General features: G+C 43.5%; 17 protein-coding genes. 7 read left to right on the top strand and 10 right to left on the bottom strand.

The genetic code is table 11. From position 1 onward, the window contains the following. Nucleotides 1–162 precede the first annotated feature (162 nt). Nucleotides 163–1,539: a Do family serine endopeptidase gene (locus JMX97_RS01215; protein WP_227671401.1), complete on the bottom strand. Its 1,377-nt coding sequence runs from the start codon at nt 1,537–1,539 to the stop codon at nt 163–165. 825 nt (nt 1,540–2,364) lie between these two features. Between JMX97_RS01215 and JMX97_RS01210 the strand changes: the two genes are divergently transcribed. Continuing rightward, nucleotides 2,365–4,608: a cation:proton antiporter gene (locus JMX97_RS01210; protein ID WP_201554307.1), complete on the top strand. Its 2,244-nt coding sequence runs from the start codon at nt 2,365–2,367 to the stop codon at nt 4,606–4,608. 116 nt (nt 4,609–4,724) lie between these two features. Here the strand turns inward: JMX97_RS01210 and tmk are convergent, their stop codons facing one another. Further along, nucleotides 4,725–5,438, bottom strand: a complete 714-nt coding sequence (gene tmk / locus JMX97_RS01205) for a dTMP kinase (protein ID WP_201554306.1) — start codon at nt 5,436–5,438, stop codon at nt 4,725–4,727. 94 nt (nt 5,439–5,532) lie between these two features. Beyond that, nucleotides 5,533–6,861 carry an endolytic transglycosylase MltG gene (gene mltG / locus JMX97_RS01200; RefSeq protein ID WP_201554305.1) on the bottom strand — a complete coding sequence of 443 codons (1,329 nt, stop codon included), beginning with the start codon at nt 6,859–6,861 and terminating at the stop codon, nt 5,533–5,535. 164 nt (nt 6,862–7,025) lie between these two features. Between mltG and JMX97_RS01195 the strand changes: the two genes are divergently transcribed. Beyond that, nucleotides 7,026–7,790, top strand: a complete 765-nt coding sequence (locus tag JMX97_RS01195) for a DpnI domain-containing protein (RefSeq protein ID WP_201554304.1) — start codon at nt 7,026–7,028, stop codon at nt 7,788–7,790. On the opposite strand, the gene JMX97_RS01190 is transcribed toward JMX97_RS01195, so the two are convergent. Then, nucleotides 7,782–8,348, bottom strand: coding sequence for a hypothetical protein (locus tag JMX97_RS01190; RefSeq protein WP_201554303.1), 567 nt, complete (start codon nt 8,346–8,348; stop codon nt 7,782–7,784). The genes JMX97_RS01195 and JMX97_RS01190 overlap by 9 nt on opposite strands. Before the next feature lie 166 nt (nt 8,349–8,514). On the opposite strand from JMX97_RS01190, the gene JMX97_RS01185 reads away from it, so the two are divergent. Continuing rightward, complete coding sequence (locus JMX97_RS01185; RefSeq protein ID WP_201554302.1) at nt 8,515–8,709, top strand: DpnD/PcfM family protein; 195 nt, start codon at nt 8,515–8,517, stop codon at nt 8,707–8,709. Between the two features lie 4 nt (nt 8,710–8,713). Here JMX97_RS01185 and JMX97_RS01180 read toward each other — a convergent pair whose 3' ends face one another. Further along, nucleotides 8,714–9,742: an aminotransferase class IV gene (locus JMX97_RS01180; RefSeq protein WP_227671394.1), complete on the bottom strand. Its 1,029-nt coding sequence runs from the start codon at nt 9,740–9,742 to the stop codon at nt 8,714–8,716. Between the two features lie 3 nt (nt 9,743–9,745). Then, on the bottom strand, nt 9,746–10,417 hold the full coding sequence (locus JMX97_RS01175) for a hypothetical protein (protein ID WP_201554301.1): 672 nt from the start codon (nt 10,415–10,417) through the stop codon (nt 9,746–9,748). Nucleotides 10,418–10,825: 408 nt separating this feature from the next. Here JMX97_RS01175 and aroE point away from each other — a divergent pair, with 408 nt between their 5' ends. Next, nucleotides 10,826–11,692, top strand: coding sequence for a shikimate dehydrogenase (gene aroE, locus JMX97_RS01170; RefSeq protein ID WP_201554344.1), 867 nt, complete (start codon nt 10,826–10,828; stop codon nt 11,690–11,692). 70 nt (nt 11,693–11,762) lie between these two features. Here aroE and JMX97_RS01165 read toward each other — a convergent pair whose 3' ends face one another. Continuing rightward, a complete protein-coding gene (locus JMX97_RS01165) occupies nt 11,763–12,890 on the bottom strand; it encodes an FUSC family protein (RefSeq protein WP_201554299.1) in 1,128 nt (375 codons plus the stop codon). A 425-nt stretch (nt 12,891–13,315) separates the two neighbouring features. Between JMX97_RS01165 and JMX97_RS01160 the strand changes: the two genes are divergently transcribed. After that, nucleotides 13,316–15,136, top strand: coding sequence for an acyl-CoA dehydrogenase C-terminal domain-containing protein (locus JMX97_RS01160; RefSeq protein ID WP_201554297.1), 1,821 nt, complete (start codon nt 13,316–13,318; stop codon nt 15,134–15,136). Between the two features lie 162 nt (nt 15,137–15,298). On the opposite strand, the gene JMX97_RS01155 is transcribed toward JMX97_RS01160, so the two are convergent. Continuing rightward, nucleotides 15,299–15,673, bottom strand: coding sequence for a 5-carboxymethyl-2-hydroxymuconate Delta-isomerase (locus JMX97_RS01155; protein ID WP_201554295.1), 375 nt, complete (start codon nt 15,671–15,673; stop codon nt 15,299–15,301). A gap of 111 nt (nt 15,674–15,784) precedes the next feature. Further along, nucleotides 15,785–16,255 (bottom strand): Cys-tRNA(Pro) deacylase, encoded by a 471-nt coding sequence (gene ybaK, locus JMX97_RS01150; protein WP_201554293.1) that lies wholly within the window; start codon nt 16,253–16,255, stop codon nt 15,785–15,787. A gap of 273 nt (nt 16,256–16,528) precedes the next feature. Here ybaK and plsB point away from each other — a divergent pair, with 273 nt between their 5' ends. Beyond that, nucleotides 16,529–19,348 carry a glycerol-3-phosphate 1-O-acyltransferase PlsB gene (gene plsB, locus JMX97_RS01145; RefSeq protein WP_201554290.1) on the top strand — a complete coding sequence of 940 codons (2,820 nt, stop codon included), beginning with the start codon at nt 16,529–16,531 and terminating at the stop codon, nt 19,346–19,348. 135 nt (nt 19,349–19,483) lie between these two features. Here plsB and ettA read toward each other — a convergent pair whose 3' ends face one another. Continuing rightward, the gene (gene ettA, locus JMX97_RS01140; protein ID WP_201554281.1) at nt 19,484–21,145 is read right to left on the bottom strand and encodes an energy-dependent translational throttle protein EttA; all 1,662 of its coding nucleotides are present in this window, start codon (nt 21,143–21,145) and stop codon (nt 19,484–19,486) included. Nucleotides 21,146–21,575: 430 nt separating this feature from the next. On the opposite strand from ettA, the gene JMX97_RS01135 reads away from it, so the two are divergent. Next, the gene (locus tag JMX97_RS01135) at nt 21,576–22,865 is read left to right on the top strand and encodes a flavin reductase family protein (RefSeq protein ID WP_201554279.1); all 1,290 of its coding nucleotides are present in this window, start codon (nt 21,576–21,578) and stop codon (nt 22,863–22,865) included. Nucleotides 22,866–22,982 lie beyond the last annotated feature (117 nt).

Here is a 22,982-nt window from a genome sequence, read left to right as displayed (position 1 = left end):
TGAGGGGTAACTGTCTTATAATTTAATAATTAGTTTAGCGCAATTTCTCAATATTGATAAAATATTTTGGATTATTTTAACGAATCGTCAACACATCGATAGTCAGACGACACAACCGAAAAAGCAAGACTCGTGTACCAACCTCACTATCAAAACCGTTGTTTATTCAATACGCAAACCAATAATACCGGGGATACCTTGACGCATCACTGCAATGGTAACCACTCCTTTTTTGGGTAATGATGATATCGCGCTGGAAAAGTCGGTTACTTTTGTTATAGGCTTTTGGTGCAGATTGGTAATAATATCACCTGCCAATATTCCTGAACGCGCCGCTAAGCCGGTAGGCTCAACGGTGGTGACTAATATACCAGTCTTGTTATCAGCGGCCAGCTCTGCTTGCTCATCTGGTGTTAAATTACGTAACCGCAGCCCTAAGTTTACTTCATCCTCTTGCTGGTCATGACCTTGTGCCTGCACGTCATTAGGAGCGTGACTAAGCTTACCGCTGATTGTCATTTGCTTCCCATCACGCTGAATGTCAGCGAGAAATGAATCATTAGGTCGTGCTCGATTAATCAGGTTCAGTAAATCTGACGCACGCATAATCTCGATATCATTATATTGCAAAATAATATCACCTGATTGCAAGCCTGCTTTTTGTGCTGGTGAGTCTGGTGATACGCGGGTCAGTAGTGCCCCTTGAGGGCGGACTAACTTATAAGCTTCGGCCAAATTGCGATCAATATCCTGCGGATATATACCCAAATAGGCGCGCGTTACTTCGCCGTTGGTTTTTAGCTGCTCATAAATATCCATTGCCGCATCGATCGGAATAGAGAAAGACAGCCCCATATAACCGCCAGTACCACTAAAAATGCGTGAGTTAATACCGATAACTTCACCGCTCTGATTGAATAATGGTCCACCTGAATTACCAGGGTTTAAGGCCACATCCGTTTGAATAAATGGCACGCTGGTCTCACGCGAAAAGTTGCGTGACTTGGCACTAACAATACCGGCGGAAGCGGAATAATCAAAGCCAAATGGCGAGCCAATAGCCAGTACCGGCTCACCGACTTTAATAATATTAGAATCGCCAATAGGTAAGGCTGGGAACTGCTTGCCCGCGACTTTTAAGACCGCCACATCCGAGCGCTCGTCACTGCCAACTAAGGTCGCATCAAGCTCCGTTCGGTCATTAAGAGTCACGGTAATCTTATCCGCCCCTTCTACCACATGATGATTGGTCAGCATATAGCCATCCTTCGTGACAAAAAAAGCGGTGCCATAAGCATGTTCAATCGCTGGGGTCACTGCTTGATCAGGGATGCGTAAGCGGTCACCAAAGAACTGTCGCAACAGCTCAGCGGTCTGCGCTTTAGCCAGCTCCGCTTCGCTAACAGTCTTAGTAACGTTGACACGCGCCACTCCTGGAGTAACTTGCTGAACCAAACCAGAAAAGTCTGCGGTAGTGACTGCCGCCTGAGCGCTTGGCGCTACGACAACACTAACAGCACCACTGATGCCAATAATCATTGTCGTGCTAACAGCTAACGCTAGCGTACTACGCTGTAGCCAGTTCTGCTTATTGTTAGTGGTTTTCAGTCTAAGCATATTGTCCCCCATCTGAGTGGTCTTTCTATCTTTTATTGTTGGTTAGCGTCCATTTTATAATGATTATGGATAGCAACTCTTTGCCAGTTTATAGATTAATTCTGAGGATTGTTCGTAAACTTGTCATGTATTTGCATCCGCATAAAATGCTTGAGTCGTTCAATCGGCCTTCTTACACATATATACATAAAAGCTATCCGCTTAATAATAAATAATACCGAAATTTAAAGCGGTATTTTAAATGTGCGTGATGGGCGTAGCTGTTGTATGATAAATCCAATAGCTGTCTTATCTGGCTCTCTTATAAGGCTACTCTCTTATGTCTTTTATGCTAGCAGTTATTATGCAGGATAACTTAGGACTTGGCTATTTGCATAGCGGACCAATAAACAGAAGGCTGGCTCATATCGCGCCTGACTCGTTTGATATAAGTAAAATAAAACCATGCTATTATAACAAGCCAAATAACTTTAAAATTGAACAAAAGTCAATTAATAAGCCTTGTTACTAGCGCAAGGTTTATTAAGCTGATTATCATCACCTCTGTTTACCCTCTGTTGCTACCCCAGATTAGTTCTGTTTATCTCAGGGCGCTTTTGTCCCTGCTGCTACTACATAGTATTAATACATGACATGACTCATGCTAGCTAAAGCGGTTATTACGGTTTGCAATAATTTCACTACAGCGAACCTTATAGTAACTCTTAATAGTTATAAAGTATGACAAGATTATAAAAGGATTAATTTATGGATACCGCCCTATTATTATCCGGTGTGGTTGGGATTGGCATTGCCGCCCAATGGTTGGCTTGGTATTTAAAGCAACCGTCCATTTTGTTTTTGTTACTGATTGGCATTATTGTTGGACCCGTTCTAGGCATCTTTGATCCTGATTTAGTCTTAGGCGATCTGATGTTCCCATTTATCTCTTTGGGCGTCGCGGTTATTTTATTTGAGGGCTCACTCACCCTAGAGTTCGATGAGATTAAGCAGCACGGTACTGTGGTACAGATGCTGGTGTCTGTCGGTGTGCTCATTACTATCGCCATCGTGGCGCTGTCAACTTACCTGCTATTCGATGTCGACCCCTTAATCGCCTTACTGTTCGGCGCACTGGTCTGCGTGACTGGTCCAACTGTGATTATGCCGCTACTGCGTAGTGTCCGCCCTAACAAAACTATTTCCAACATTTTAAAGTGGGAAGGCATTATCATCGATCCTATCGGCGCGATTGCGGTGGTATTGATCTATGAATATATCATTTCTGGTGGCGAGGCCAGTAGCATTTTGCTATTTGCCAAGATTGTAGTACTAGCGACCGTGTTAGGTTTGGTTGGCGCCTGGGTGCTAGCATTCTTAATGCGCAAACATATGGTGCCTGAATTTTTGCGCAACGTCTTTACCCTCGCCTTTGTCCTACTCCTGTTTTCGATATCCAACCATCTAGAGCACGAATCTGGTCTATTGACGGTCACGGTACTTGGCGTGGCACTGGCCAACTGGCCAAAATTCCCACGGGATAATATTTTAGAGTTTAACGAGTCGCTAACGCTGTTATTGATCTCAGTACTATTTATCATTCTCGCCGCTCGTGTTGAGCTGGAGAGTCTGCTGAGCGTGGGCTTTGCCGGTATCGTGTTACTAGCTATAGTGATGTTTATCGCCCGCCCTTTATCAGTCTGGGCCTCCTCTATTGGCTCCAACCTAAAAACCAATGAAAAGCTCATGATCAGCTGGATTGGCCCGCGCGGTATTGTGGCTGCAGCTATCTCATCACTATTCGCCATTCGCTTACAAGAATATGACATCCAAGGCGTTGAGCTACTGGTACCGCTGGTGTTCATCGTTATTATCGGTACGGTGATGATTCAGGGCTTAGGCGCAAAAATGGTCGGCAACTGGTTGGGTGTTCGTGAACCTGAGACCAATGGTATTTTAGTAGTCGGCTCCAACCCTATAGCGCTATTGATCGCCACCTCTTTAAAAGATCAAGGCTTTGATGTCATTGTGGCACACAACAACTATACCAATATTGCTCGCGCGCGTATGAGTGGTCTGCGCACCTATTTTGGTAACCCCATCTCCGACCATGCTGATCGCCATCTCGACTTAATAGGTATCGGTCACTTATTTGCGATGAGTATGGATAAAGAGATGAATACTTTATCTGAGATACATTATCATCACGAGTTCGGTGAAAGAAAGCTCTATCGCCTCAAATTCAGTGATGAAAAAGTCAAAAGCGAGCGCGATGATAAGCAATCAAACTTCCATTCCCAATGGCTGTTTGGTAAAGAGGTGACTTATACCAAACTTGCCAGCATGCTATCGAAAAAGGCCCGGATTAAAATCACCAATATCACTGACAGCTACACTTATGCCCAATATAAAGCCGACAATAAGCAGTTTGTACCGCTTTATACTCTTGATAAAGAAGGCAAGCTCCACGTTATCACTAATAAGTTTGATGGTAACGTCCCACGTGATCGCAAACTTATAGCTTTGGTAGTTGACGATGAAATCCAGCCAAAAGCAGTAGATGTCACCGCCAAACAAGAACAAGCGCGCGCGGTTGCCGACGCTGACTTTGAAGCCAAATCCAAAGCACCTGAAAAGCGTAAAGAAAAAGAATTGGTTAATGGCGTGGTAGATGCGGCAGCACAAGAGTCGTTAGAGGAAAAGAAGGAAGATACTGTGCAAGATGAATCTGCCAGTGCCGCTGCGACAACATTGCCAACAGCGACATCAGAAATCAAAGCTAAAGAAGTAACTTCGAAAGAACAGTCGGCTAACGTAAAGGCTAAAGGTGTGAAGTCCGATAATTCACCCTCAACGTCAAAAGACAAGACCGCTATCAACACCAGTAATAATGGTAATGGCAGCGCTCCTAAGACCAAGAGAGGCTCACTTGATCCTAACCGTCTGCCCGACTCAGATCACGACAGCATTGATGCTAGTGTTGATCCTGATAAGGATTCAGATAAAAAGTAGAAGTGTTAGTCTTAAACACCGTTAATGAAAAGTAATAACAAAAACCCCAGCTGCTAGTAAAAACGGCAAGCTGGGGTTTTTGTTACTGAGGATTAATAATCTCAAATCGTATTATGCTAGCCCAACTTAAATTGTGTTTCCATCACTTGCCATACTCGCGCGCTTACCTCATCAGCGTTACCTGAGGCATCAATACGCTGAATGCGCTTAGGATTCTCAGTAGCAAGCGCGCTAAAGCCCTCATGTACCCGCGTAAAAAACGCCGTCGCCTGTTGCTCAAAGCGATCTGCCTCGCTACGTTTGCCAGCACGCGCCATGCCTTCTAATATAGGCAAATCTAACCATAGAGTCAGCTCAGGTAAACGCGGGACAAACTGTGCAATCAGGGCTTCAATCTTGGTCAAAACTGCCTTATCTCCATGTGCCCGCCCAAAGCCTTGATAAGCAAGGGTCGAGTCAGTAAAGCGGTCACAGATTACCCACGACCCGCGCTGTAAGGCTGGCAGGATAACCTGTTGCACATGATCGCAACGCGCAGCAAACAATAGCAGCAGCTCCGTATCGTCAGTAATATCAGTAGCAGGATCTAATAATATATCGCGCAAACGCTCAGCAAAAGGACTGCCACCCGGCTCACGCGTGCGCAAATAGTCAACACCATTCGCTTGCAGGCGCGCGCACAACTGCTCAATAGCAGTCGTTTTTCCAACGCCTTCTGTACCCTCAAAGCTGATAAAGCGCCCTTGTTGTGCAAGCTCAACGGGCGCTTTATCCGTAGACGTAGAGTCTGTGTTAGTTTGAGTAGGAGTAACGCTTAAAGCTGCTGACATGATGTTGCCTTATGTTTCATGTGTCTTTTATGAGTGCTGCATAACTGTCATCACTTTTGTATCCTTGTCTAATCAATGCTCGCTTTTACCGCCTTTATTGTGGTGGCGTTTGTGATTTTTTTTCACGCATTACGCCTAGGTATTCTTGTACCGCACGGTTGTGTTCCGCCAAGCTATTGGTAAATTTATGACCGCCATTACCAGTCGCTACAAAGTATAGTGCTTCGCTATCGGCAGGATGTAGGGTCGCTTCAATAGAAGCCGCTGAGGGCAATGAGATTGGCGTAGGCGGCAATTTATCGATCTGATAAGTATTGTAAGCCGTTTTTTCATCGATATCTTTTCGGCGAATATTGCCCTCATAGCGGCTGCCCATACCATAGATAATGGTCGGATCGGTTTGCATGCGCATGCCTTGATTCAAGCGATTATTAAAGACAGCAGAGACCAATGGGCGCTCCTCAGGAACGCTGGTTTCTTTTTCAATAATAGAAGCCATAATCAGCGCTTCATAAGGGCTCTTGTAAGGCAGATTTGGCGCGCGATTTTCCCAAGCCTTAGTAAGCGCTTGCTGCTGACGCTTATACAAATCAGTAAGTACCTGCTTATCCGTTGCACCTTCACCATAATAATAAGTATCAGGAGCAAACCAACCTTCAAGGTTGTGGTTGACAATAGGATCATCACTGTTAATTACATAGTCTGGAAGCACACCACTGAGTTCCAGCGCTTGGGCAATACTGGCATTATCCGCATCATTGCCGAGCACTTCTTTTTTGATGCCGTTAGTATCACGTAGGGTCTGATATAAGTCTTTTGAGGTTTTACCTTCGATGATTTGTATCTTGACCATTGCTACTTTTGCGCCTTGCTCTAGCACTTGTAGCGCTTCAGCAATCGTTGGGTTCTCAGGTAATTGATAAATACCTGCGTGCAATGGGGCATTGACTTGCGACTTAATATACAGCTTGGCGATACTGGCTGAGAACAATGGAATCTGCTGTTGCCACTGCGGTAAAAGTCCATAATAGGTATCGCCCTGCTCAATCGTCACCTTTTGCTGCGGCTGGGTAATACGACCAAACAGCGTTTGATAGACCATTACTAATAAAAATCCAGCAATCAATCCAAGTACCAACAATATCTGATAGCCGCGCTGCATAAAAAACGATTGATTGTCTTTTTCATAGTTTCGCGAAGTCTTGTCTGCGCTGATCAACGAGATATCGGTCGCTGGCGCTTTTTCAGCTTCTACCTTATCTGCGGTCGCATCTGTCTTCTCCTGTGACGCGCGCGCCTCATCAACTGCTGCTGGCTCTGATTTTGGCGGCGTATCAGCAGGCTTATTAACCCCGCTATCTTGTTTATTTGATGGAGTATCATTAGGGTAATCAGAAGGTGTTTCGGGTGTCGGCTTGCTCATGGCAACTCGCGAGGCAGAAGTTTGTTAGAATTTAGCATTGAACCGTGCGCTTTTCAATGGCATTTGCTTAGCCATTAATGATTTGCTCGTTAATATCTGACTTGGCTTACTATTTGGCCTAATAATTAATTCATCTTTTTACTGTTATAAAGTGGCTGGTCATTATGGATTTAACCTTTGATACTAAATTAGCTGTCAACTATCGCTCACCTTCACAAATTATTCGTGTGCTTAGTGAGGCTTGGGTAAAAGACAACGGTTATTGTCCTAACTGTAGCGTTCAGCCGTTATCTGAATTTGCTAACAATCAACCGGTCGCTGATTTTTATTGTTCTCATTGTAATGAGCAATATGAGCTTAAAAGTAAAAAGGCAAAATTGAGCAATGTGATTAACGATGGCGCTTATGACACTATGATTGAGCGTATTAATAGTAATAATAATCCTAGCTTCTTCTTTTTAACCTATTCTAAAACATTTACTATCAATAATTTTTTGATTATCCCCAAGCATTTTTTTAAGCCGGACATGATTGTTAAGCGTAAGCCTTTATCTTTGACAGCAAAACGTGCGGGCTGGGTCGGCTGTAATATTGACTTACGCCAAGTACCAAAATCAGGCAAGGTCTTTTTAGTCAAAAATCAACAGGTGATACCGCGTAATAATGTCACGCAGCAATTTCAGCAAACGCTATTTTTACGAGAGCAATCTATATTATCTCGTGGTTGGACACTTGATGTTATGAAGTGTGTGGACAAACTACCTGAGCGTTTTACGCTTGCGCAAGTTTATAGTTTTAGCGATGTTCTACAATCTCTATATATAAACAATAACAATGTGCATGCCAAGATTCGCCAACAGCTACAAATATTACGAGATAAAGGAATGATTGAGTTCCTAGGCCGTGGTAATTATCGAAAATTAAACTAAGCGTTTTTCAGGATAGCCTTTAAGTCTCAGACGACCTTTTTTATCAACATAAGCAGGAGTGGTTAGCGTTTTATGGTTATCCCAAAGTGGTAAGTGCATTGTGGCAACGAGATGCTTATGGTATCTATGAGGAGGGTAATCCATCTCTAACTCATCATTCACTGGGAAAAAATATTGAACATCATGGCCCAAATAAGTATAACGTCTATTCTTTATATAATGATTCCAATGCCATAACAACTCAGTGGACGTACGAACAGGTTTGGTAAATGCTTGTTGTTTCACGGTAATGGCACACATCACATATTCATCATGAGGCAGATGATGCACGCCTTGCTCAATCACTTCTTTGCGTGTGTGTGCATATTCAAACACCCCACCAAACGCTATATACCTTTTCTTTTCCTGCAAATACATGACGCCTAAAGCTAGCTTAGATTCGGAGGTTAAATACACAACTTCGTCAGGATACTTTTGCGACTTACAACAAATTTCATCAAAAATCATTAGGCGACGAATTTGCAGAGGAATTCTGCTTTGTTCATAGATTGGACGCATTGATCTATCTCCTTTTTAAAAAAGGATCATTGATCACTTTTCTTTAGGGCACAAGTCTAGGTAACAAAAGACGATCACTTCTCTTGAGTCGTTTTGATAATCCGAGTGACATAATAGACATCATATAAATGACTAAAGTTGTTTGATAATTTTGAGAGGGAATATCATGAGCAAAAACGTAAAAGTAGAAAAGAACTTTCACATAGAAATTGTTGAGACCCTTAGCCAGATCGTTAAGATTGTCGCTGAAGACGAGCAATCGGCACTTCTAAAAGCTCAACAACTTTATAGAAGTGAGGAAGTCGTCTTAGATTCAGAAGATTATATGGATACTAAGTACAATATTTTTGAATGGGAATAAAACGTCATATTGATAAATGAACGCTATCACCCGCCGGCAATCTAAGTTCGCTGACTGGCATTATTCCACGCAGCGCATTACAGAAGAACATCTGGGTTAAATTAGGCAGATCCTCATCATTTAAAACTCGCATCTGCACCGGATGTTCCGTCTTAGACAAAGCATCTATCAACACTTGGCGCTGTACTCCAGCGACCCCCGATTGAGTCATAGGCGGCGTAAACCACTGCCCGTTTAGCAGATAGTTTGTATTAATATCATTGCTACTATTAACGTTTAACAATGGTTGCGAATCAGGGGTTAATTGAGCGTCTGATAATTGATAGAACACATTACTCATCGTGCCCTCAACCCAGTTTCCGGTCATATCGCGTAGCAGACCTTCACCTAAGACTTCGCCCCCCTTTGCACCAGTATTCGACTGTGCTGTTTTGATACGTTGTAGCTCGCCGCTAGCAAGCACATTATCAAGACGGTTGAGGCTTTTTAGACCGGCTAAAGGTGGCGGTAGGCAGGCAAGTTGCGCAGACAAACAGGTGGCAGACGTAGCGGGCTGCATAAGAATTGCGCGCCCATCAGGTAAGCCTAGATGTTCAGCGGTAGCAATCAGCAAAGCAGAAGATTTGAGCCAAACCTCGCACGCGCTACCGGAAGCACTCGGCGTAAAGCCATAGCCACGAATAGCTTGCGGAGCGCGGGTGATGATTAGCTTAAGCATACCTTGCTGGAGTTGCTGAGCGTACATTTGTAACATAGTAATCAGCGCTTGGTCATCTATATCGAGTTGCAAAGCGTGGCCGTGGGTTATAAGGCGCTGATGATGGTAATCTTGCCATAATATCAGACCATCGATAACGCCCATAGTGGTAAAAAATCCGTCAGCGTATGTCAGCCCACGATTGTCTAGCGTCACCGCAACATTATTTGCACAATTCGCAAGTTCCGTAGTATTGTCTGGTGAATGTAGACATACCCAGCTATTAGGCACAGAAATAGAGCCAGAAACAGCATCAGTCGTAGAACCAGACATCATGATTTAACTGGCCTCTGTTTGTTCACTTGATTTATTAAGTACCAGCATACAACTATAAAACTCACATTTTGCCAGTTCTATTTTTTGTCCGCCAGTGGTTTTGTTTTTGATGATTTGGCCGTTGAGTATATCAGCGAGTACCTTGCCACCCTCATTACCCATCAGTTGCCGCGCCAGTTTATAGGACTTTTTGGCATGTGCTTTACTCAGCTCTTTTTCCTCATCAGAGTCGGTAGGATTGGCATAATACCAACCAAGCTCAAGATATTTCTCGGAGTCGATGAGGTCCAAATAAGGCTCATCAGCCTTCATGAAGCGAAATTTGGACGCCGGATTACTGGCATAGTCTAGGCTATTTTCATCCGTGCTTACCACTTTACCGAAGGTGGCTTTAATACCATCAAGGTCGTCAATTTTGAGCGGTTCTACTTCCTCAGAGTCCCACGCTGATATAGCGTAGCTCACCGATGTACCTTGACCAGCAGTGGCACCATCTAAGTCTCCTTCTGGAGTGGGATTTGCTTGTACCGACTCTGTGTCAGGTGCTTGCTCGGTACCAATACCAGAGGCGGCCTCTTCAACAGTGTCGGGTTTAGAGTTATCACACGCACTCAATGACACGCCAACTGCCATCGTTATACCGATCGCAAAAGTCTGTAGGGGGTTCTTCCACATGGGTAATTTACTCACATTTTTTAGGTTGGTATCAAAATAGGATTAACGGGCCGGCAGATATGCCGCCGATAATAAAGAATCATTTGCTATAAACAATTTTTCTTATAAAGTTGCTGTCATTAGAGCGTGTTGATGACGAACTTTTATGCCTTACAGTGTACCCAACTGCCTAACACTTGACTACCCTTTACGTTACGGTTAACAATCCCAGATAGAACAAATTTGTTAAAGATATTTTTATCCCCTATGATAAGGACGGTTTATTGTTTTACTTGCTAAAAGTGATTGGCAATAAATAATAGTAAAGCCATCCGTCGCGAAGCAGCAACTCAACCAGCTAACCTATCAGACCACTATTTAGCATATCAGACCGCTACTTAATAACAGGCTATGACTCAGATGACTCAGATGACTCAGCACTTTATCGTTATTGGCAATCCCATTGCCCACAGTAAATCACCTCAGATTCATCAAGTATTCGCCGCGCAAGTCGGGATTGATATTGGCTATCAGCGCCAGTACTGCCCTGATGATACGGCCAGCTTTACCGCTGTGGTTGAGGCGTTTTTTCATGGCGGCGGTATTGGTGCTAATGTGACCGTACCGTTTAAGCAAATGGCTTATGATTGCAGCCTGATGCGTGGCGGCTTATCTGAACATGCCAAAGTTGCAGGGGCGGTCAATACTCTCTTATTAAATAAAGACTTGTTAGACGCTGGTTTACCAATAGCCGAGGCGCTATACGGTGACAATACCGATGGCCAAGGATTGATCAATCATATTACGAGATTAGGCTGGCCGCTTGACGGCGCACGGGTCGCCATCATTGGCGCAGGCGGTGCAGCGCGCGGGGTGATATTGCCGCTCATACAAGCGGGTATTGGACAGCTGACCCTTGCTAATCGCACGTTGAGCAAGGCGACAGAGTTGGTCTCAGAACTGAGCAACGCCAGTCCTACTATTAATCAGCATCATATTGATACTTGCACCACTGCCGATTTGACCGGACACTTTGATTTGATTGTTAATGCAACATCTATAGGTCTGTCAGGGGATACCTTGCCACTAGCCGATGAGCTAGCTTGCCATTTTGCTTACGATATGATGTATGGGCGTGCGTTACCCTTTTTACAGCATTTTGCCACGCGCGGTGCGCAGACGTCCGACGGTTATGGCATGCTTATTGGACAAGCGGCTTTGAGCTTTGAGCGCTGGACAGGACAGGTGATTGATGTGGCGCAGGCGGCTGCTACATTAAAAAACCAATCAGCATGATTGAGGTAGCGTGGGTGTGGCGATCCCGTAAGCCCATAACATGATAAATTACTAACCACTTTTTCCTATTCTAACTAAAGCGAGTCAGTAGCCAAGTTTCCACACGGCGAAGCGGTACGCGCAAATTTGTTGACTGCATGACCATTCCGCCACTAAGACCGACCAGACAGCCAAGCGCGGTATCAAGCAGGCGCGCGTGAATAACGTTTTGATAAGCTTGCTGTGAAAGCGGTAAACCACTGCCATATTCAGCGATAAATATCGTCAGCGGGGTAATAAATATCACTGCTAGCCCATAATGACGATCGACTAAGGTCTCAATACAGAGCATCATAATCAGTATCGCAACTGCCACACCCCATATTGCTAGCCCCCAAGATAACATCCAGCTCGCCAGCCCTACCCCTATTAATGTCCCTAGCAAGCGGTGAAACTGCTTAATCCACATGGTACGCAAATGAATGCCCTGAATAATAATGAAGCAGCTGACCGCGGCCCAATACGGATTAGACATCTCCAGCATGACTGCTATTAATAGTGCCAAACTGACAAAGCCTGCGACCATAATACTTTCAATAATGGTATCCGGCTGATAGGTATGGGTTGGCGCAGGTATAATCTCACGCGTCGCTAATAAAAATAGCGAATATAGCAGCGCCATGGTTAGGGCAAAGCCACTACCGAGCATCACCAGTCCCGTCGCCGGCAACACTTGCACCAGTGGCAGGGGAATAAAGAGCGCGATGGCACTCGCCATCATCACAAACAATCCTGCTGGCGGTGGCTGACGATAATAACGTCCAAAAATAACAATACCAAAGGCTATCAGCGTAAATACGGGCAGTCTAATGATAGGTACTTGTTGCGCTATAAGTCCCAGTGCAAAGCATAGCGACATCGCAAAGCCCCATGCCATTACCGTCACCAAGCGATAAGGCAGCTTGCCTACTAATGGCAAGTTTAAGATCACCATTGCCCCTAAGGATGCTTTAATCCCTGAAGATAACGCACCGAAATACGCCCCTACAAATATGGGGAAGCTGATGGCAATAGCGGCAATAATCGGCATGTGCCACGGCCGCTGGCTTCGATTGACCGTTAGCAGATGCGCCAGCTCACCACGGATTAAGCTCTTAAAGCTAATAAGTACATTTTTGATCCAAAGGGTAAGCGGTACCATATGCCTTGATACAGCCATAAAATGTTGTCCTCATTAAATAAATTAACTTGACTCTATTTCGTTTATCGTTAGTTTAGTAAGTATAGCTTGGCTTTTTGAGACATTCTGATGAACGTCTTATCACTAGCATTTAATTGATGCGTTACGGTTGATTATTTGTCGTATATCAACTTTTATTGATAAATTATATTTATTGTTTTTTAGTTGAACCATGAATATTAGTTATATATTATATATTTGTCGCTGTAGAAGACTTATACTAAGGATATTCTTGCGGCAAGCTGATTCGTTAAGAAATTCTTAAACTAAAAAATTATGAGTAAGCCATACTTAATAAAACTGACTCTTAATACCTGATACTTTGAATAGACATTTTGAATAGATACTCTGAATAAAAGCCAATTAGTAAATCAACGTCAACGAACGAGATAAAGAGACTGACTATGTTAACTTACAAAGCCCCCTTACGTGATATTAAGTTTTTGATTAATGATGTATTTGATTTTCAAACTCATTATAAGGACTTAGATAATGGCCACAATGCCGATCCTGAAACGGTCGATATGGTTTTGCAAGGGATGGCTGATTTTGCCGAAAACGTCCTTGCTCCTCTTTATCAGCCAGCAGATGCAGAAGGCTGTCATTTTGATAACGGCGTGGTAACAACGCCCAAAGGCTTTAAAGAAGCTTACAACCAGTTTATAGAGGGTGGTTGGCAAGGTATTTCTTATCCTGAAGAATACGGCGGTATGAACTTACCGACCTCATTGAACCTAATCAAAGCTGAAATGATCGGTACGGCAAACTGGCCGTGGGCGATGTATCCTGGTCTATCGACCGGTTGTATCAATACTATAATGCAATACGGTAACGATGAGCAAAAAGAGACCTATTTACATAAATTGGTAGATGGCTCTTGGGCTGGTACTATGTGTTTGACTGAGCCACAGTGTGGTACAGACTTGGGCCAGGTTAAGTCAAAAGCCATACCACAAGATGACGGAAGCTATAAGCTTAGCGGCACCAAAATATTTATCTCAAGTGGTGAGCATGATTTAACCGAAAACATCGTTCACATTGTTCTAGCACGCCTACCGGATGCTCCAGAAGGCACACGCGGTATTTCATTATTTATCGTACCAAAATTTTTACCGAATGCTGAAGGTGAAATTGGTGAGCGTAATGGCGTTACTTGTGGTTCTATTGAACACAAAATGGGTATCAACTCATCAGCCACTTGTGTACTGAACTTTGATGGGGCGGTTGCTTACCTCATTGGTGAGCCGAATAAAGGTCTCAAAGCCATGTTCACCTTTATGAATACCGCGCGTATCGGCACCGGTATCGAAGGCTTAGCACATACTGAATTGTCATTCCAAAACGCCCTACCATATGCTAAAGATCGCCGTTCTATGCGCGCAATATCAGGTACAAAAGATCCTGAAAAAGTCGCTGATGCCATTATTCATCATGCGGACGTACGTCGTATGCTATTGACCCAAAAAGCCTTTGCCGAAGGCGGTCGCTCAATGATTTATCATTCAGCACGCTATGCGGATAAGATGGCACAAGGCATTGTTAATGAGGATGATGAAGAATTTGAAAAGTGGGATGACAAGCTTGGCTTCTACACGCCAATCCTAAAAGGCTTCTTAACTGAGCTAGGTATTGAAGCGGCCAAACACGGTCAACAAATCTACGGTGGCCACGGTTATATCAAAGAATGGGGTATGGAACTGATTGCTCGTGATGCCCGTATTGCTACTATGTATGAAGGTACGACCGGTATTCAAGCATTAGATTTATTAGGCCGTAAAGTTATCTTACAGTCAAAAGGTAAAATCATCCGCGACTATACCTCGAGCATCATGAAATGGTGTGGTGAATACGCGCTTGATAAAGACATGCGCAAATTTGTTTGGGCGTTAACTAAGCTATGTGCCGAATGGAATACTTTAACGGTTCGCTTGATGCTAATGGCACGTAAAGACCGTGAAATTATCTCAGCAGCTTCAGATGACTTCTTGATGTACTCAGGCTATGTAATGATGGGCTATCACTGGGCGCGCATGGCAGCAGTAGCCTATGACAAGCTAGAAAATGGCGGTACAGAAGCACCAGAATTTTACGAAGCCAAAATCCAAACCGCAGAGTTCTATTTTGACAAACTTCTGCCACGTACCTCAGGTCACGCCGAAGCTATGGTCGCCCCAAGCGAGAGCATGACTGCGATGCCGATTGAAAGCTTTGCTTTCTTAGACTAGAATTTAATTAAGCAGTAATCAGCAATAACTAAAAAAGCGCCTATATACTGGGCGCTTTTTCTATTGTTCATTCGAAACAAAATTAATTCCTAACATCGATAACTTTTCAATAAAAACTTTCGTCATTCGTAAAACAGAAGCCCAAAGCTTAAAACCTCACTCTCAACGACTAAGCATTTTCTTTTGATAAACAGCGCTAATCTCTTCTACTTCGACGCATATTTGTAGCGCCGTGCGACCTGACTGCGCTGCGCCTAGCTTATCCTCTATGGTAGCAAACAGTAGCTCTGCCAACTGATTGCGCACATTGATATCACGACCTGCCATTAATTTAAAATGCGCGTAAATAAAACCATGCTCTTGCTCATCATCTTCTACTCCTACTAAAAAGGTCGTTATTGGGAGCATGCGAGCCTTAATATCAGTGGGCTTACCAAAGTGCCCACTATCCCAAAGCGCTTTATTGAGCGTTTTCAGTAAAGACTCAGCATGAGGGATGGTGACATTAGGTGTGGCTTGAATAGTTAAATGCGGCATACGTAGCATCCTTGTAGTAAGTGTAGTATAGGGTTATCCATTTAAAATTAGAGCTTAGCAAGTTTGAAAATCTATAATAGCTGTTAATTATCAGCTATTAGTTATTAGCTATTAGCTATCGGCAATATCTACAAAGCAAGCATTTAACACTTCCGCCAACTGCTTCGGAGGTAGCTCAATCTCCAACCCACGACGTCCCGCACTGACGTAAATGGTTGGTTGTACTTGCGCCGATACGTCTATTACTGTCGTTAAGCGTTTTTTTTGCCCTAATGGACTGACGCCGCCAAGTACATAGCCGGTACTACGCGCGACTTGCTTGGGATCGGCCATTTGTACCTTTTTGCAGCTAAGCGCTTTGGCCATTTTCTTAAAATTCAATGTTGTATCGACGGGCACAATAGCGACTGCTAACGCGCCAGTTTCCGTTGCTACCACTAACGTTTTAAAAACTTGTGCGGCAGTAACACCTAGTTTTTCAGCCGCTTCTAATCCATAAGAGGTTGCACTATTATCATGCCTATATTCGTGTAGCTGATAATCAAGGCCAAGCTGTTTGGCAAGTTTGATAGCAGGAGTCATAAGTGTCGAACTTCAATGAGTGGTGATAGAAGATAAGCTTAAGTATAGCGTTACTCATCTTACGCATATATGCTGTTAGTTTAAATAGTCGATGGCCTAAATATTTAACACTGTAAATAGCTGATGCTCTAAGTATCTAGTCATTTAAATGATGATTCAGAGAACCTTATTATGGCCTTATATTATTAATGGTAAATACAGACACTATATATCGCTTTGTCTGCTTTTATGGCATCATACGCCCATTATATTTGACAAATTTGACTTTTTATTATGATACCAAAGTTCCTAAAAAAACGGATTTTTAAGGCACCAGTAGTCAATAATACTACCTTAGAAACTGGTACTACTTCAGCCGCTGACGCCAATCCAATAGTTGCAAAATCCTATTCTAATGCACCGATTAGTCAGCTTTATCGCAAGATATCAGGGCAGACGCTCGACGTGGCCGTCAAGCCTAAGCTTTTAGGCGAGCTACCAGAATTTGATGCTGATGATCAGACGCTAACCTTTTATGTGCTACAAGATTATTCGCGCTCTAATAGTATTTTGATTGATCTGCAAACTCAAGAGCATAAGCTACCGCCTGCTTTGGTCGGGGTAAAAGATACTGCCCATCAAATTCGTGAGAATGCGGCTATTATATTTTTACATCATCCAAAGGCTAAAGATGACCAGCTGTCGCCGCGTCTCTCGCGTTTAGTCGCTGCCACTTTACAGTATCCAGACTTGCAGATAAGGTTGGTACCCGTCTCTATCCTTTGGGGACGCGCCCCTGACAAAGAGGATTCTCTATTTAAACTGCTAGCGGCCGATAACTGGGAAGATCCAAGCATTACCAAGCAGTTATTTAATATTGGAGTGATGGGACGCGATACCTTTGTACAATTCCATCCCTCGCAAGATTTGCGCAAGATTATTTATCAAAGCCTGCATGACAGCACAGATGAGCCAGTAGCTCTTCATAGTGTTAATAGCACGGATATTAGCCTTGATAATGTTGAAAACCTTGATGGTGTGGATAGCAGCGCCGTTTCAGTTGATTTACAAGGTAATTTAAGTCAAGACAGCGTCACACAGAAAATTACTAAGGCCTTAGTTCCCTCTGCTAATACCAATCGCGAGCTGGTGCACACGTTACAGCAGCAGCTCAACATTTACCTTGATAAACAGCGCGCCAGTATGCTCGGTCCTGATTTATCAGATCGGCGTAACTTGGTAGATAAGCTGATTTATTCACCTGCCATCAAGTATGCGATAGAAAGCGAAGCCAAAGCATCAGATATCAGCGCCCGTGAGGCACGAAGCCTAGCTAAAGGGTATGCCAATGAGATGGTCAACAATTACTCTCACCCCATTATACGGGTCTTTGATCGGTTTTTGACTTGGTTATGGACGCGGCTCTATGACGGTGTGGAAGTGCATCATTTTGAGCGTGTGCGCGAGCTTGCGGCTGATCATGAAATTATTTATGTGCCCTGTCATCGTAGCCATGTCGACTATCTTCTACTGTCTTATGTTATATATAAGCGTGGACTGAGTATTCCTTATGTTGCCGCTGGTGATAACTTAGATGTGCCAATCTTAGGTCCCATGCTTCGCGGTGCAGTCGCCTTTTATATTCGTCGCAGCTTTCGCGGTAATCCGCTGTATACCGCTGTATTACGCGAATATATGCATACCCTCATCACCCGAAACACCCCTATTGAGTACTTTATTGAAGGCGGGCGCTCGCGCACAGGAAGACTGCTGCCACCGAAGATGGGCATGTTAGCGATGACGATTCACAGTCAGTTACGCCAAACCAATAAACCGGTAGTATTCATTCCAACTTATATCGGCTACGAGCGCATCATGGAAGGCGGCACTTACGTTGGTGAGTTAAAAGGCAAACCAAAAGAGTCAGAATCCTTAATGGGGTTACTAAAAGTTGGGCGTAAGATTGAGCGCATCTTTGGTAATGTCCATCTAAGTTTTGGTACACCCTTACATCTTACCGATTTTATGGAAAAGTTCGATGTGCCTGCTAACAGCTTGCCTGCTAATCGCACAGATACGCCGCTCGATGACAAGACCAGCGCCATGGTCGATAATATTGGCGTCAAGATTATGCAGCATATTAATAAAGCAGCGGTAATCAACCCGGTATCGCTGTTGTCCTTAGTACTACTATCAGCACCAAAATCAGCATTAGATGAGGAAATTTGCCGGGATCAAATCTTTCTTTACCAAAGTATCGCGCGCAAGCAGCCTTATTCCGATGATACGATCATCACTGATATGAGCCCGCAGCAAATCATTGATTATGGTATTAAGCTCAAGCTTATTGAACGTACGCCGCATATCTTAGGTGATATTATTCAAGTGGCGGACAAGCAAGCGGCATTACTCAGCTATTTCCGTAATAATATCTTGCATGTATTTATTCTACAGTCGTTCCTAGCGGCCTTAGTAGCCCGTAATGGCCGTATCGAGCGCAGTCGCTTAGATGGTATTGTGGAGCAGCTATATCCTTTCTTACAAAGCGAATTATTTTTATATTATCCCGCCCATGGTTTAACCGATACCCTCAATCAAAAGATTGATAATATGTTGACTCATGGTCTTATTGTTGAATTAAGTGACGGCATGCTCAGCGTCCCTGAAGCCAATAGTAACCGTTATCAGCAGTTAGAGGTGCTCGGCACCCCCGTTGAGCAAAGCCTTGAACGTTACTTTATGACCCTGGCCCTACTGGCTCAGCAAGGTTCAGGTAACTTGACCGCAGACGAAGTAGTTGATCTCTGCCATCTACTAGGCCAGCGTTTGTCTGTGCTCTATGCCGATGATATTCCTGATTTCTTTGATCGCTCATTATTTCTCAGCTTTGTTAACGCGCTTATCCGCCTCGACTATCTACGAAAAGAGGAAGAGACTGGCATATTGACTTTTGATCAACGTATCGATGACATCGCTCATCATGCCAAATATGTGCTGAGCCCCGATATGATGCAAATTCTGCAGCAAGTCGCAAGCCTTGATGAAGAAGAAATTGCCCATGCGATTACTGAAATCAGCAATAAAAAACAACGTAAATTTGGGCGTAAGCGTTAATGTGAATGGAAAACAGCTTAATGCCCATTCAATAAAAAATTAACGCCAACTTGATAAAATAGCAGCCCAATAAAAAGACCTCTAATTGATTAGAGGTCTTTTTTTGCATATTTATAAATGATCTATAGTTTAAACTTAGTTAGTAATTTTCTTATACTTCATACGCTTAGGACCAGAATCAGCGCCTAATTGTTTTTTACGATAGGTCTCAAACTCAGAGTAGTTACCGTCAAACCAAATGGGACCCTCTTCTTCGAACGCCAAGATATGAGTGGCAATACGGTCAAGGAACCAGCGATCATGCGAGACCACCATTACTGTACCAGGGAAAACCTGAATAGCATCTTCTAGCGCACGTAAAGTTTCAATGTCCAAATCGTTCGATGGTTCATCGAGTAACAGTACGTTCGCGCCTTGCTTCAGAGTCTTCGCCAGTTGCAAGCGGTTACGCTCACCACCAGACAGTTGACCGACGCGTTTTTGTTGGTCTGAGCCTTTAAAATTGAAGCGGCCGATATAAGCACGGCTCGGCGTGGTATATTCGCCAACGGTAATGATATCTAGACCATCAGAAATTTCTTCCCAAACGGTTTTGTCATCGTTTAAGTTATCACGAACCTGACCAACATAAGCGACACTAACGCTTTCACCCAAATCAACTGAACCAGCATCTGGAGTGTCACGCTCAGTAATCATATTAAATAATGTGGTTTTACCCGCACCATTCGGACCGATGATACCGACGATAGCACCCGCTGGCACGTTAAAGCTTAGGTTTTCGTACAACAAACGGTCACCAAATGATTTGGCAATATCATTAATTTCAATGACTTTATTACCTAGACGTGGACCAGGTGGAATATAAATCTCAGAGGTTTCGTTACGTTTTTGGAACTCTTGCGAGTTTAACTCTTCAAAACGCTGTACACGAGATTTAGATTTGGCCTGTTGGCCTTTTTGGTTTTTACGAATCCACTCCAGCTCTTTTTTCAGGGCTTTAGCAAATGACTCTTCTTGCTTATTCTGTTGCTCTAGACGGGTGTTCTTTTGCTCTAGCCACTGAGTATAGTTGCCTTCATACGGATAGCCATGGCCACGGTCAAGCTCCAAAATCCACTGCGCCACATTATCCAAGAAATAGCGATCATGGGTAATAGCCACGATAGTACCGCTATAATTTTGCAAGAACTGCTCAAGCCATGCGACAGATTCAGCGTCCAAATGGTTGGTCGGTTCGTCAAGTAATAGCATATCAGGGCGTGATAACAGCAGACGGCATAAGGCCACACGGCGTTTTTCACCACCGGATAGTCTACTCACGTCAGCATCCCATGGTGGCAGACGTAAGGCGTCGGCCGCTTTTTCTAACTGGGTATCTAAGGTATGTGCATCCCACGTTTGGATGATATCTTCCATCTTACCTTGTTCTTCAGCCAGCTTATCAAAGTCTGCATCAGGGTCGGCGTATTCGCCGTAAATAGCATCCAGACGCGATAGCGCATCTAAGGCTTCACGCATACCATCTTCGACATTACCGCGCACGTCTTTGCTGTCATCTAACTGCGGCTCTTGTGGTAAATAACCAATTTTAGTGCCTGTTTGCGCACGTGCCTCACCACTGAATTCGGTATCAACGCCGGCCATAATGCGTAGCAAAGTCGATTTACCTGAACCATTGATACCCAATACACCAATTTTGGCGCCAGGAAAAAAGGACAGATTGATATTTTTTAAGATCTCGCGTTTAGGCGGAACAAGTTTTGACACGTTGTTCATCGTGTAAATATATTGAGCCATTAACACTCCGATAGACTGCATAGAAGAGGCCAGCAAATGCGACTCAGCGATGATGCTAAGCGTGCCGTACCTCAAAATCAGGGTTACAAATTATAGGTCATTATCGCATTGTAGCGCATGCCCTGCAAGCTAACAGGCTGTTTTACAGCTTGTTTTGCGTCTTTTACTCCAAAGCCATGACCCTTTTCTACAAAAATTTTCATTAAATTATTATCCAACTTGCTTACTTATACTTCTGATTCAGTCCTGTTTTATAAAGTCCACAAAAAATAGCATCAAATATTTCGCAAATTTAATCAATAGACGCTATGATATTAGTGTAGCTTAATAAATGACTGCTCTTATTATACAGTGCAGCATTCAGTTTAGAAATTTTATAAGTAATTATTAAATAGTACAAAGTAAGTAATACCTAAAAGGTAACGTGATTATGCCCAGCGGCTATCAGCCTGAAATTGTTCAACATGCTTTTATTGGTTTTATGGGGTCGCGGCTGCATCCTTTTTGGTCATTAACCGTGCCTAAGTTGCGACTAATAGCACGCCGCGCGCTTAGTGATGATTTGATAGCACTACAGTTTGAGACCAATCGTGCCTTTAGAAAGCAGGCATTTGGCTCAAAAAATAGCCTGCACGATGGCTGGTATGGTGGTCAGCATATTGATTTAAACGTTGTTATTGATGGCACTTATCATCAACGCAGTTATTCGTTAATTGGCTTGCCACAGCAACCGCTATGGTGGCACGATGATGTCACTAGCGACAAAACCAGTAAAAATAAAAAAACGCAACGCCATACCGTCACTATCGCTATCAAGCCACAAGGATTGGTTTCTGATTACTTGACACAGCACGCCGCACTTGGTTCTATATTTGGCAGCAGTATGCCGATTGGTGACTTTACTTTAGAGCAAACAGTTTTGAAGAAACAAGTTAGCTCTTCTACTAAAAAGTCATCTATTGACGAATCACCTATTAACGAATTATTTGCAGAAGAATCAAATATTAATAACTTGTCACCGCTATTATTTATTGCTGGGGGTAGTGGTATTACTCCAATGTTGGGTTTGATTACCCAAGCTCTACAGTACGGTCATCAGGTAACGTTGTTATACTATGATCGCACGGCATTAATAAAAGGCCCTCTTCAGGGAAATTGGCAACGTTTAGCTGATAAATATCCAATGTTTACCTATCATCTTGTTAATACTGAAGACCGCAGCACTTATTTGGCGGACAGCCGTCATTTGAGTACGGAAAGTCTATTGGCTTTGAGCTTACCTTTAGCTGATACACAAATATTTGCTTGTGGTTCGCAAGAGTTATTAGCAGGATTGTATCGCGCGACAGCAGAGATAACCCTCCCACAAGGAAGCTCTTTGCGTGACAATATTATTGTAGAGAACTTTGGCCATGCCTTACCGAGTTTTAATAATGATAAAACAGAGCAGAACACTACAGGTAGCATAGAAGAAAAGACTGTCTATCTACGCGGCCGGCAACGGCAGTTCACCAGTGACACCACATTACTGTTGAGTGCGGAAGACGCTGGCATTCGCCTAGCCTATGGCTGCCGACAAGGCATCTGCCAATTGTGCCGTTGCAATAAAGTCAGCGGCGTAGTCAAAAACATTCAAACTGGTAAGCTAAGCAGTGACGGCTACGAATCTATCCAAACTTGCATTAATATGCCTGTGACTGACGTCGTGCTAGATATTTAGTAATATTTGACACAAAAGACACCTGCCTATAAAATTTTATAACAGCTTATAACATGAAAAAGAAACTAGATTTAACTTATACTTTTCGCTAAAACTTAGACGAACTATTAAACCGAA

Source organism: Psychrobacter sp. 72-O-c (assembly GCF_904846605.1).
Classification (GTDB): Bacteria; Pseudomonadota; Gammaproteobacteria; order Pseudomonadales; family Moraxellaceae; genus Psychrobacter.
This window is presented reverse-complemented; position numbering and strand designations above follow the sequence as displayed.